The 12,715-nt window shown below is 64.7% G+C and carries 10 protein-coding genes; 5 read left to right on the forward strand and 5 right to left on the reverse strand.

Features of this window, described 5'->3' with window-relative positions; genetic code table 11:
- The first annotated feature begins 241 nt into the window (after positions 1 to 241).
- The 3 genes from ACPFMA_RS25200 (at position 242) to trmA (ending at position 4,134) form a co-directional block, all read left to right on the forward strand.
- Complete coding sequence (locus tag ACPFMA_RS25200) at positions 242 to 1,474, forward strand: MFS transporter (RefSeq protein ID WP_064303567.1); 1,233 nt, start codon at positions 242 to 244, stop codon at positions 1,472 to 1,474.
- A 282-nt stretch (positions 1,475 to 1,756) separates the two neighbouring features.
- Positions 1,757 to 3,052, forward strand: coding sequence for an NCS2 family permease (locus ACPFMA_RS25205; RefSeq protein ID WP_009398947.1), 1,296 nt, complete (start codon positions 1,757 to 1,759; stop codon positions 3,050 to 3,052).
- Positions 3,049 to 4,134, forward strand: a complete 1,086-nt coding sequence (trmA, locus tag ACPFMA_RS25210) for a tRNA (uridine(54)-C5)-methyltransferase TrmA (RefSeq protein ID WP_425928977.1) — start codon at positions 3,049 to 3,051, stop codon at positions 4,132 to 4,134. Before ACPFMA_RS25205 ends, trmA begins: the two co-directional genes overlap by 4 nt.
- Positions 4,135 to 4,224: 90 nt before the next feature.
- Here trmA and ACPFMA_RS25215 read toward each other — a convergent pair whose 3' ends face one another.
- The gene (locus ACPFMA_RS25215; protein ID WP_425928978.1) at positions 4,225 to 5,379 is read right to left on the reverse strand and encodes an alkaline phosphatase family protein; all 1,155 of its coding nucleotides are present in this window, start codon (positions 5,377 to 5,379) and stop codon (positions 4,225 to 4,227) included.
- Positions 5,380 to 5,536: 157 nt separating this feature from the next.
- On the opposite strand from ACPFMA_RS25215, the gene ACPFMA_RS25220 reads away from it, so the two are divergent.
- Complete coding sequence (locus ACPFMA_RS25220; RefSeq protein ID WP_425928979.1) at positions 5,537 to 6,397, forward strand: shikimate dehydrogenase; 861 nt, start codon at positions 5,537 to 5,539, stop codon at positions 6,395 to 6,397.
- A gap of 36 nt (positions 6,398 to 6,433) precedes the next feature.
- On the opposite strand, the gene ACPFMA_RS25225 is transcribed toward ACPFMA_RS25220, so the two are convergent.
- The gene (locus tag ACPFMA_RS25225) at positions 6,434 to 7,102 is read right to left on the reverse strand and encodes a TetR/AcrR family transcriptional regulator (protein ID WP_009398943.1); all 669 of its coding nucleotides are present in this window, start codon (positions 7,100 to 7,102) and stop codon (positions 6,434 to 6,436) included.
- A gap of 203 nt (positions 7,103 to 7,305) precedes the next feature.
- Positions 7,306 to 9,222 (reverse strand): 3-dehydroshikimate dehydratase QuiC, encoded by a 1,917-nt coding sequence (quiC, locus tag ACPFMA_RS25230; protein ID WP_425928980.1) that lies wholly within the window; start codon positions 9,220 to 9,222, stop codon positions 7,306 to 7,308.
- 286 nt (positions 9,223 to 9,508) lie between these two features.
- On the opposite strand from quiC, the gene ACPFMA_RS25235 reads away from it, so the two are divergent.
- Positions 9,509 to 10,849: an MFS transporter gene (locus tag ACPFMA_RS25235; protein ID WP_425928981.1), complete on the forward strand. Its 1,341-nt coding sequence runs from the start codon at positions 9,509 to 9,511 to the stop codon at positions 10,847 to 10,849.
- A 59-nt stretch (positions 10,850 to 10,908) separates the two neighbouring features.
- On the opposite strand, the gene ACPFMA_RS25240 is transcribed toward ACPFMA_RS25235, so the two are convergent.
- Positions 10,909 to 11,769 (reverse strand): DMT family transporter, encoded by an 861-nt coding sequence (locus ACPFMA_RS25240; protein WP_009398940.1) that lies wholly within the window; start codon positions 11,767 to 11,769, stop codon positions 10,909 to 10,911.
- 31 nt (positions 11,770 to 11,800) lie between these two features.
- Positions 11,801 to 12,616, reverse strand: coding sequence for a sugar phosphate isomerase/epimerase family protein (locus ACPFMA_RS25245; RefSeq protein ID WP_064303570.1), 816 nt, complete (start codon positions 12,614 to 12,616; stop codon positions 11,801 to 11,803).
- Positions 12,617 to 12,715 lie beyond the last annotated feature (99 nt).

The following is a 12,715-nucleotide window of genomic DNA, read 5'->3' on the forward strand; positions in this document are numbered from 1 at the left end:
TGGCGCCGCTGATCAATCGTTGCAGATACAAGTATTGATACAGATCAACGTCAGGAAAAAGGATAGTCCCGAAAGCCCTGCAGGGTTGTGTGGTCGTTTGCCGCGTGACCGGTTGCCTCACCCTCTTTACCCAAGGACGGATCGGTGCGCTGACCGCACGGGTTTTGCCGCTTCATGCAACCTTTTGTTACAGCCTGGTGTTACGCTGCAACACCCCTTCCCTATAAAGACCCCGCGCTCGATGTCCGATCAGGCTCCGTTGTTGTTGCGTCATCACCGTCCGTTCCTGTCCTTCTGGCTGGCCCGGGTGTTTACCGCCAGCGGTTTCCAGATGCTCACCGTGGCGATCGGCTGGCACCTTTACCAATTGACCGGCAACGTGCTCGACCTGGGGCTGGTCGGCCTGGTGGAGTTCGCCCCGCGGGTGCTGTTCATGCTGCACACCGGGCATGTCGCCGACCGCTACGACCGGCGCCGCGTGGCCGCGCTGTGCCAGAGCCTGCAGGCGCTGATCGCCCTGTCGCTGGCGCTGGCCAGCAGCACCGGCTCGGTGACCCGCGAGCTGATCTTCATCCTCGCCTTCCTCCTTGGCGCCGCCCGCTCCTTCGAGATGCCCGCGACCCAGGCGCTGCTGCCCAACGTCGTCCCGCCAGGGCTGTTCCCCCGTGCAGTCGCGGCGTCGGCTTCGGCGATGCAATCGGCGACCATCGTCGCCCCGGCGCTGGGCGGGTTCCTGTATGCCTTCGGCAGTGTCTGGGTCTACGGGCCGACCGTCTGCCTCTATGTGATCGCCTGCTGCCTGACCTTGAGCCTGACCTCGCGCCAGGTCCCGCTGGCCCAGGGGCGCGCCAGCATCGAGTCGCTGCTGGCGGGGATCCGCTTTATCCGCAGCCGCCCGGACATCCTCGGGGCGATCTCCCTGGACCTGTTCGCTGTACTGCTGGGCGGCGCTACCGCGCTGTTGCCGGTATTCGCCAAGGACATCCTGCTCACCGGCCCCTGGGGCTTGGGCCTGCTGCGCTCGGCACCGGCGGTGGGGGCGCTGCTGATGTCGCTGTGGCTGGCACGCTTCCCTGTGGAACGCAACGTGGGCCGGGTGATGTTTACAGCGGTCGGGGTGTTTGGCGTGGCGACCATCGCCTTCGGCCTGTCCACCTCGTTCTGGTTCTCGCTGGCGGTGCTGGCCGTGCTGGGTGCGGCGGACATGATCAGCATGGTGATCCGCGGCGCCTTCGTGCAACTGGAGACGCCGGACGAGATGCGCGGCCGGGTCAGCGCCGTGAACGGTTTGTTCATCGGCGCCTCGAACCAGCTGGGCGAGTTCGAATCCGGCGTGACCGCACACTGGTTCGGCACGGTACCGGCGGTGGTGCTGGGCGGCGTCGGCACGCTGGTGGTGACCGGGGTATGGATCAAGCTGTTCCCGACGCTGGCGGGGCGGGATCATATGCATAGCCGGCGGTCGGACACTTAACCGCCAGACAACACACATCCCTGTGGGAGCCGGCGTTGCCGGCGATTGGCCAGAACAGACAACACCATTGCTCCTGCGGGCTCATCGCCGGCAACGCCGGCTCCCACAAGGTTCTCGGCCAGCCTTGAAAGGCCCGGTGGACGCATTACCCTCGGCCAGCCATGCTGGTATCATGCGCGGCTTTTTTCCGGCCCGGTCGAAACGGCACCAATGCGGTACGCTTTGTGCTTTCCTGACCGGGTCGACAATTTTTGGCGCCGATCGCGCCACGGGGAGCAGGACATGCTGGAAAGGCTGTTTCAACTGAAAGCCCACAATACGAATGTGCGGACCGAGATCCTGGCGGGCGTGACCACGTTCCTGGCCATGGCCTACATTCTATTCGTCAACCCGAGCATCCTCGGCGAGACCGGCATGGACAAGGGCGCGTTGTTCGTCGCGACCTGCCTGGCTGCGGCCATCGGCTCCACCACCATGGGCATCATCGCCAACTACCCGATCGCCCTGGCCCCGGGCATGGGCCTGAACGCCTTCTTCACCTATACCGTGGTCCTGCACATGGGCCACACCTGGCAGGTGGCCCTGGGCGCAGTGTTCATCTCGGCGGTGCTGTTCTTCCTGCTGTCGATCTTCCGTATCCGCGAATGGATCGTGAACAGCATCCCGCTGCCGCTGCGCTCGGCCATCGCCGCCGGCATCGGCCTGTTCCTGGCGCTGATCGCGCTGCACAACGCCGGTATCGTCGTCGATAACCCGGCCACCCTGGTGGGCCTGGGCGACCTCAAGCAACCGGCACCGATCCTCGCCACCCTGGGCTTCTTCCTGATCGTTGCCCTGGAAGCCATGAAGGTCCGCGGCGCCGTGCTGATCGGCATCCTCGCCGTGACCATCGCCTCCATCGCCCTGGGCGTCACCCCGTTCGGCGGCGTGGTGTCGATGCCGCCATCCCTGGCCCCGACCTTCCTGCAACTGGACATCAAGGGCGCCCTGGACGTCGGCCTGGTCAGCGTGATCTTCGCCTTCCTGTTCGTCGACCTGTTCGACAACTCCGGCACCCTGATCGGCGTCGCCAAGCGCGCCGGCCTGATGCGCAAGGACGGCCATATGCCGAAGATGGGCCGCGCCCTGATCGCCGACAGCACCGCGGCCATGGCCGGTTCGCTGCTGGGCACCTCGACCACCACCAGCTACATCGAATCGGCAGCGGGCGTCAGCGCCGGCGGCCGCACCGGCCTGACCGCCATCGTCGTCGCCATCCTGTTCCTCCTGGCGCTGTTCTTCGCCCCGCTGGCCGGTAGCGTGCCGGCCTTCGCCACCGCGCCTGCGCTGCTGTTCGTCGCCGTGCTGATGGCCTCGGGCCTGGCGGAAATCGACTGGGAAGACATCACCGAAGCCGCGCCGGTAATGATCACCGCACTGGCCATGCCGCTGACCTACTCGATCGCCAACGGCATCGCCTTCGGCTTCATTTCCTGGACCGCCATCAAGCTGCTGTCCGGCCGCCGCCAGGACCTCAACCCGGCGCTGGTCATCCTCTCCATCCTGTTCGTCATCAAGCTGGGCTGGTTCAACGCATGAGTGCTGTCTTCGACCCCTCCACCTACGACCAGCAGCTCGCGGCCAAGGTAGAACGCCTGCGTGCGCTGCTGGCGCCGTTCGATGCGCCGCAGCCGGCCGTCTTCGACTCGCCGCGCGAGCACTATCGCCTGCGTGCCGAGTTCCGCCTGTGGCGCCAGGATGGCCAGCGCCACTACGCGATGTTCGCCCCGGGCGAGAAGCACACGCCGATCCTGATCGAGGATTTCCCCATCGCCAGCCAGCGCATCAATGACCTGATGCCGCGCCTGAAAAGCGCCTGGCAGGCCAGCGAAGCGCTGAGCAACCGGCTGTTCCAGGTGGAGTTCCTCACCACCCTGGCCGGCGATGCGATGGTCACCCTGTGCTACCACCGCCCGCTGGACGAGCAGTGGGAAGCCGAGGCGCGGCAACTGTCCGCCGATCTGGGGGCGAGCATCATCGGTCGCTCCAAGGGCAAGCGCCTGGTGATCGGCCGGGATTACGCGGTGGAGGAACTGCAGGTCGCGGGCCGCACCTTCCGCTATCGCCAGCCGGAAGGCGCCTTCACCCAGCCCAACGGCCAGGTCAACCAGAAGATGCTCGGCTGGGCTTATGAAGCCCTGGGCCAGCGCCAGGACGACCTGCTGGAGCTGTATTGCGGCAACGGCAACTTCACCCTGCCGCTGGCGACCCGGGTGCGCAAGGTGCTGGCCACCGAAATCAGCAAGACCTCGGTAAACGCCGCGCTGCACAACCTGGACGACAACGCGGTGGAAAACGTACGCCTGGTGCGGCTGTCGGCGGAAGAATTGACCGAAGCGCTGAATGAAGTGCGGGCGTTCCGCCGGCTGGAAGGGATCGACCTGAAGAGCTACGCGTTCGGCAGCGTATTCGTCGATCCGCCGCGGGCCGGGATGGACCCGGACACCTGCGAGCTGACCCGGCGTTTCGACAATATCCTGTACATCTCCTGCAATCCGGAGACGCTGGCGGCGAACATCGCACAATTGCATGACACCCACCGGGTGGAGCGCTGCGCGTTGTTCGACCAGTTCCCGTATACCCACCATATGGAGAGTGGGGTCCTGCTGGTTCGGCGCTGATCTCTCGGGCCTCATCGCGGGTGAACCCGCTCCCACCCGGATCGCGCTGACCCTGTGGGAGCGGGTTCACCCGCGATGAGGCCCTTACAGTCAACACATCAACAACGGCACCACCTGGTCGGCATCGGCCAACGCCCCATGATGCCCCTGCCAACGGCTCGCCGCCGGCTCCACCACGCTGCGAATGATTCCCCCGCCAGCATTCGGCACCACGATCAGGTCGCCGATCCGTCCTTCCGCCTGGCTCAGCATCACATCGCCGAACAATCCGCCGGCGATCGCATTGGCCTTGCTCAGCACCGTGTAATCGTCGCCAAGCCGGTCCCGCCAGCGTTCCAGCACCCGGTCGTGCCGCGCAGCATCGATATAGACATGCCGCGCGCGGATATCCCCGGCTATCGCCAGCACATCCTCCTGCAACCCGTGCTCAAGGTCGAAATCCACCACCTCGGCGCTGTCCAGGCCGAGCATGCCGTGGTCGGCGCTGACCAGCAGCCGCGCGCCCTGCGGCAGTTGCCGGAAGATCGCCTCGGCCAGCCGGTCGGCGCTGCGCAGCTGTGCCAGCCAGGCTTCGGAGCCGGGGCCGAACAGATGGCCGGCGAAGTCCAGGTCGGCGAAGTAGGCGAAGCAATAGGCCGCAGCGTCGACACTCAGCGCCTGGCGCACCAGCAGCGGATAAGCGTCAAGGGACGGCGCCCCGAGAATCTGCGAACCGCGGTAGACGGCCCGGGTATAGGGCGAGTCGGCATAGCGCGCCGGCATCACCGTGCTGATCCGCAGGCCCTGCTCGCTGGCTTGCTCCCAGGCGGTTTGCGGCACGATGAAGCGCTCCGGCGGCGGGGCCGGGGTTGTTGGCTTTTCTTCGGTGAAGGGCGAACAGGTCCAGGTCAGTGGCGAGAATTCACTGTCGGCATCGAGGGCGAAGGTGCAACCGACGATCCCGTGCACCCCGCTGGCCATGCCCGAGGACAGCGTTGCCAGGCTCGACGCCGTGGTCGCCGGAAAACCCACGCGAAACACGCCTTCAGGTTTCGCCCGGGCCGCCAGGAAAGGCGCCTGTTGTGCATGTTCCTGCAGCAAGGCATGCCCAAGCCCGTCGATCAGCAGCAGGCAGGTCGCCGACGACGGTGCCAGCTCGAAGGCATTGCGAAAACCCACGCCGCCCAGCGCGGCAAGAATCGACTGGCTCAGGTTGGCCAGCCCGGGCCAGGTCGGCTGCCGGGTTACGTCCATCGGCACTGTCATGTATGCCCCTCCTCCATGTTCGAAGCACAAGGTTTAGCACGAGCCTGTTCGATCAGCGAACACTAAACGCGGCAGCCGGTTGATTCCTGTTAACCAAACGGTACATTTTGTCGGAACTCCTCTTCCAATCGCCAAGAACAACAACGGAGTCTTACCGATGAATCTGGCCAAACCGCCCGGCATTCTCGCCGGCCTGATCGGCGCGGGCATCCAGGCCTCGCGCACCCCTGCGCTGCACGAGCACGAAGGCGCCGCCCAGGGCCTGACCTACCTTTACCGCCTGATCGACCTCGACCAGTTGAAGCTCGACAGCACTGCCCTCGAAGAACTCCTGACCGCCGCCCAATACATGGGCTACACCGGCCTGAACATCACCTTCCCGTGCAAGCAGGCGATCCTGCCGCTGCTGGATGACCTTTCGCCCGAAGCCCGTGGCATCGGCGCGGTCAATACCGTGGTGCTCAAGGACGGCCGGCGCATCGGCCATAACACCGACTGCCTCGGCTTTGCCGAAGGTTTCCGTCGCGGCCTGACCGACGTTTCACGGCAGCGCGTAGTGCAGATGGGCGCCGGTGGCGCAGGTGCCGCCGTCGCTCATGCCCTGCTCAGCGAGGGCGTGGAACAGCTGATCATTTTCGACGTGGAAAGCCAACGGGCCCAGGCCCTCGTGGATAACCTCAACCAGCACTTCGACGGCACCCGGGCCAGGGTCGGCCATGACCTCGACAGCGCGATGAACAGCGCCTGCGGCCTGGTCAACACGACGCCCATGGGCATGGCCAAGCTGCCGGGCATGCCGGTGCCGAAGGCATTGTTGCGGGCAGATTTGTGGGTGGCGGAGATCGTCTATTTCCCGCTGGAAACCGAACTGCTCAAGGAGGCCCGGGCCCTGGGCTGTCGCACCCTGAACGGCGCCACCATGGCGGTGTACCAGGCGGTCAAGGCGTTCGAGCTGTTCACCGGCATTACCCCCGATCCGCTGCGCATGACCGAGCACTTCCACAGCCTGGGCAACTGAAGACAGCGACACCGCAGGGCAATCCTGCGGTGTTTCTCAAGCCTGCAGGTAACGCAGCACCGACTCGCAGATCATTTCCTTGTGCCGGGCCTTGATGGCCTGGTCCTCGAAATCGATCTGGAAGATTTCGCCGAAGGTGTGGCGGTTGGACACCCGGTAGAAACAGAACGAGCTGATCAGCAGGTGCACGTCCAGTGCATCCAGGCCCTTGCGGAACAGCCCTTGGTCCGCGCCCCGCCGCAGGATCTCGTCCAGCGCCCGCAGCACCGTATTGTTCATCGAACGGATGGCCGTGGACTGCTTCACGTATTCGCCGTGGTGCATGTTCTCGTTGCACACGATACGCACGAAATCGACGTTGCGGTCATGGTGGTCGAAGGTGAACTCGATCAGCCGGCGGATGCCGGTACGCGGCTCCAGCTCGTCCAGGTGCAGGTTGCTTTCAGTGCTGCGGATATCGCCGTAGAGCTTTTCCAGCACCTCGACGTACAACTGCTCCTTGCTGTTGAAGTAGTAGTAGATCATCCGCTTGGAGGTCTGGGTACGCTCGGCGATGGCGTCCACCCGGGCACCGGCCAGCCCCTGGTGGACGAACTCGGTGATCGCCGCCTGGAGAATGTTCTCGCGGGTTTTTTCCGGATTGTTCTTGCGACCTTTGCGCGGTGTGCTGTCCGTCGCCTCGGCAAGTGCAGGGGTAGTCGTCATACGGGACTCGTGGCCTTCGATTAACGGCGCAATTATGGGCCCGGGTTGCACCAGAAGAAAGCCTTAGGGTTGTAGGGGGATTTACCCCGATCATTGTGGGTGCTGCTGAAGACCTCATCGCCGGCAACGCCGGCTCCCACAAGTTCTGCGGCGCACACCAAACCTGTGGGAGCTGGCGTTGCCAGCGATGAGGCCCTCAAGCCTTACAACTTGGCGTGGCGCAACCCACCACTACGCGCCTTGGCCATCGCTGCCAGCCTCACCGCCACGTTCGCCGCACCATACCCGGCGTAGCCATTGCGCCGCTGGATCACCTCGAAGAAGAAGCGGTCCTCGAACGGCTCGGTGTACACATGGAACAGCTCGCCGCCATTGGCGTCACGGTCGTACAGCACGTTGTAGTAGGCCAGCTCGCTGAGGAACTCGTCGTCGAAGTCGAAGCGCGCCGCGAGGTCGTCGTAGTAGTTCAGCGGGATGTCCAGCAATGCCACGCCCGCCTCCTTGGCCTTTTTCACGGCGGTGAAGATGTCCTCGCAATCGAAGGCTATGTGATGCACGCCCGAACCGCGATAGTGGGACAGCGCGTGGGAAATCGCGGTGTTGCGGTTCTCCGAGATGTTCAGCGGCAAGCGGATGCTGCTGCACTGGCTGCGCAGCGCGCGACTCTTCACCAGGCCGTAAGGGTCCGGGAGCACCACTTCGTCGTCGGCCTTGAAGTCCAGCAGGCTCTTGTAGAACAGCACCCAGGTGTCCAGGCCGTCGGCCGGCAGGGCCATGGCCATGTGGTCGATGCGGGTCAGGCCGAGGCCGTTGTCCGCGACCCCGCCGCTGAGGCTGAAGTCGGTGTCGTAGATGGTCTGGCCATCGGCGCCCTGGTCCACCAGGTAGATCAGGCTGCCGTCCGGCGCACGCACCGCCGCCAGTTCGCGTTCGTTGGGACCGACCAGGCCACGGTAGGGCTGGCCGTGATAACCCACGGCACGGGCCAGGGCCCTGGCGCTGTCCTTGACCCGCACGGCGGTGGCGCATAGCGACGGGCCGTGGCTTTCGAAGAAGTTGTGAGCGAAGGAATACGGCTCGGCGTTGAGGATCAGGTTGATATCGCCCTGGCGCAGCAGGCTGACATTCTTCGAGCGGTGCTGGCCGACCTTGGCGAAACCGAGGCCTTCCAGCCAGCCACCGAGCTTGGCACCGGAAGCATCGTCCACCGCAAACTCAAGGAATTCGACACCGTCATAGGTATCCGCCGCCGGCGGGGCGAACAGCAGGTCCGGCTCGGCGGCTACCGCAGGTGCGGTCTGCAGCAGGCGCTCGCGGGTTTTCTCCTCGAGGTACAGCAGCGAACGCAGGCCGTCGGCGGCATTGGCCCGCGGCGGGGCGGCGCGGAAGCCATCGTTGAAGATTTCCAGGGACAGCGGGCCGCGATAACCGGCCTTGAGGATCGGCGCAAGGAACGCCGGCAGGTCGAACTCGCCCTGGCCCGGGAAGCAGCGGAAATGCCGGCTCCACTCCAGTACGTCCATGGCCAGGATCGGCGCGTCGGCCATCTGCACGAAGAAGATCTTTTCGCCCGGGACGTCGGCGATACCGCTCGGGTCGCCCTTGATCGAATAGGTGTGGAAGCTGTCGAGGATCATGCCCAGCGCCGGGTGGTTCGCCTCGCGAACGATGTCCCAGACCTGCTGCCACTGGTTGACGTGCCGGCCCCAGGCCAGCGCTTCGTAGCCGATGCGCAGGTTGCGCGCGCCGGCACGCTCGGCCAGCAGGCCGAGGTCATCGACGAGAATCTGTTTTTCGCCGAGGGCATCGGCGGCGACGTTGCTGCATACCAGCACCAAATCGGTGCCCAGTTCCTGCATCAGGTCGAACTTGCGCTCGGCGCGGTCGAGGTTGCGGGCCAGACGGTCGCGGCGGCAGCCTTCGAAGTCGCGAAATGGCTGGAAAAGGGTGATATCCAGGCCCAGGTCGGCGCAGCGCTGGCGGATTTCACGGGGGCTGCCGTCGTAGTAGAGCAGGTCGTTTTCAAAAATCTCGACACCGTCGAAACCCGCAGCGGCTATGGCTTCGAGCTTTTCCGGCAGGGTGCCGCTCAGGGACACGGTGGCAATCGAACGCTGCATCTTCAGTCTCCTACGGGCAGGCAGTGCCCAAACTATGAAGAATTATTGGCCGGGGCCAAAATCCGCTCAAGAAAAAGGTACGAACTGGTTAGTTTTGTGTGCGATTATCGCCCGAAATGCGTTGAGACGAATTGACCCTTTTTTGAGCAGTGGCGCACCATTTCCAACCATGAAGCAGGCTACTCGGCCAAACTGCGGCGCCGATCCTGCCAAATAACCTGTAATGCCCGCTTTTCTTGCGTCACCCAGGCTTGACCCATAAACATAAAAATACGGGTAACCCACGATGATCCACAGCTCCAGCACTCCCGTTGCTCAGACGCTGAGCAGCAACCCGCACGCCGGTATCGGCGACAAGATCCGCGGCGCCATGGCCGTCGGCAAGACCCGCTGGGTCATGCTGGCCCTGGTCTTCTTCGCCACGACCCTCAACTACATCGACCGTGCCGCCCTCGGCGTGATGCAGCCCATCCTGGCCAAGGAGATGAGCTGGACGGCGATGGACTACGCCAACATCAACTTCTGGTTCCAGGTCGGCTACGCGATCGGCTTCGTCCTGCAGGGCCGGCTGATCGACCGGGTCGGTGTGAAGCGCGTGTTCTTCTGCGCCGTACTGCTCTGGAGCCTGGCAACCGGTGCCCACGGCCTGGCCACCTCGGCGGTCGGCTTCATGGTCTGCCGCTTCGTCCTCGGCCTGACCGAAGCCGCCAACTACCCGGCCTGCGTCAAGACCACCCGCCTGTGGTTCCCCGCCGGCGAGCGCGCGGTGGCGACCGGCATCTTCAACGCCGGCACCAACGTCGGTGCCATGTTCACCCCGATGCTGCTGCCGCTGATCCTCACCGTGTGGGGCTGGCAGGCCGCGTTCATGGCCATGGGCGCACTGGGCCTGGTCTGGGTGATCTTCTGGGGCCTGAAGTACTTCAACCCTGAAGACCACCCAACCGTGACCGACGCCGAACGTGCCTACGTAATGGGCGAAGCCGAACCCGAGCAGAAAGGCGTGCCGTTCTCGCGGATCCTGCGCATGCGCGGCACCTGGGCCTTCGCCCTGGCCTACTCGATCACCGCGCCGGTGTTCTGGTTCTACCTGTACTGGCTGCCACCGTTCCTGAACCAGCAATATAGCCTGGGCATCAGCGTTACCCAGATGGGTATCCCGCTGATCGTCATCTACCTCAGCGCCGACTTCGGCAGCGTCGGTGGCGGCATCCTGTCCTCGTTCCTCATCGGCCGCGGCATGACCCCGGTCAAGGCGCGCCTGCTGTCGATGCTGATCTTCGCCGCTACCATCATCGGCGTGATCTTCGCCGCCGGCGCCAGCAGCCTGTGGGTCGCGGTCATCGCGATCTCCCTGGCCATCGCTGCGCACCAGGCCTGGACCGCCAACATCTGGAGCCTGGTGATGGACTACACGCCCAAGCACATGATGAGTACCGTGTTCGGCTTCGGCGGGATGTGCGCGGCCATCGGCGGCATGTTCATGACCCAGATCGTCGGTTACGTGCTGACCACCACCAACAACAACTATGCCGTGCTGTTCACCATGATCCCGACGATGTACTTCATCGCCCTGACCTGGATGTACTTCATGGCGCCGCGCAAGGTCCCGAAAGTCGAAGACTGATCCACCCTGCGTGACCCCGGGCGGGGCCTGTCCTTCGGTGGACAGGCCCCGCTTGCGTTTCAGCGGCGCCTTTGCAGCCAGGCTGCGGCGAGGCCGCTGAGGCAGACGATGGCAATGCCGATCACGCCCCAGCGGTCCGGGCTCTGGCCGAACAGCACGATGCCCATCAACCCCGCGAAGACAATCTGGCAATAGCTGAACGGCGCCAGCATGGCCGGCGGCGCATGGCGGAAGGCCTGGGTCAGGAACAGATGGGCGAGCATGCCGAAGGTACCCAGGGCCAGGGTCATGAGGCCGTGGGTCAGGCTTGGCACGATCCAGAACAACGGCACCAGGGCGCTCATCACCAGGGTGTTGAACAGCCCGGTGAAGAAGTTGGTGGCGGTCGGGCTGTCCACCTGGCTCAGCTTGCGGGTGAGGATCTGGTAGAAGCAGAAACAGGTTGCCGAGCCGAAGGGCAACAGCACTGCCGGGGTGAATAGCGCCCCACCCGGATGGACGATGATCAGCACCCCGACGAAGCTCGCCAATACCGCGACCCACTGCCCCTTGCTCACCGACTCCTTGAGCAACGGCACCGACAGCGCCGTCACCATCAGCGGGGCAAGGAAGTTGACTGCGGTCGCCTCGGCCAGCGGCAGGTACTGCAAGGCCTTGGTGAACAACAGGCTGCAGCCGAGCAGGCACAGCGCCCGCGCCGCCTGCAGGCCGGGCCTGCGCGTATACAGCCCGCGCAGGCCGGCCTGGGGCAGGAAGATGCCAAGCATCAGCAAGGTGTGAACCAGATAGCGCGCCCAGACCACCCAAACGATCGGATAGAAGCCCGACAGGTACTTCGACATGGCGTCGTGGCTGGAAAACAGGAAGGTCGCCAGGACGACCAGGAGGATGCCTTTGAACGGTTGACTGACAGAGGGCATGGGCGCGACTCGGGACGTTGGGCTCGGGGCCTTAAAGGGGGCTCAGTACGGAACGGGCCTTGTCCAGCGCCCATTGCGCCCGCTGCAACGCGGACACGCCCTGCTCCAGCAACTGCCGGGTGGGGATTTCCAGGCTCAGTGGCATATCGGGCGAAACGCTGGCGAGCAGGCCGCGCAGGTCACAGTCGCCGTCGCCGGGGAACCGCCGCTCGTTGCGCGCCTGGCGCAGGATCTCGGCCATATCGTCGGGACGCGGCCCGGCAACGTCGCACAATTGCAGATAGCGCATGCGCGAGGCCGGAATTTGGCGCAGGTCGTCCAGGCGCGAGGCGGAGCGGTCGAAGTGGAAGGCATCGACCAGCACGCACGCATTCTCGCGGTTGGCGGCGCTGACGATATCCCAGGCCTGGGTGAGGTTCCGGCAGTCGGTCCAGGGCATGAACTCCAGGTGCGGGTAGATGCCGTACTTCGCGGCGAGGTCGCAGAGCGCGGCGAAGTTGTCGGTCAGGCGGGCCTGGTCGGGGTCGTTGCCGGCCACCAGCAACTCGGTGGCGCCGAACCCTGCGCCAACGGCCAGCAGGGCATCGAAATCGTCGACGCGGGTTTCCGGCTTGAGCCGGAGGATCTCGATATCGAGCACCTTGATGCCGGTGTCACGCAGGCGCTCGGCGGTCTGTCGGCGCAGGCCGGCATCGCCGACCAGGGGAAAGTGATGTTCTTCGGCGGTGGCCGGTTCCAGGCGCAGGCCGACATGGCTGTAGCCGGCCCGGGCAGCGACCTCGACCATGTCCGGCGGGGACAGCTCGAGCACGGTCAGGGCGGCCAGGGAGAAGATGCGTTGGCTCATTTTCGCGGGGGTCTCTTGGGGTTGTTGTTCTGACGCAATTATTTAGAACTTGGTTCCAGATTCATTGCAAGCAGAAAAAAATCACTTCCCCGGTTCACG

The sequence above is a fragment of the Pseudomonas sp. NyZ201 genome (assembly GCF_049860765.1).
GTDB lineage: Bacteria > Pseudomonadota > Gammaproteobacteria > Pseudomonadales > Pseudomonadaceae > Aquipseudomonas > Aquipseudomonas bharatica.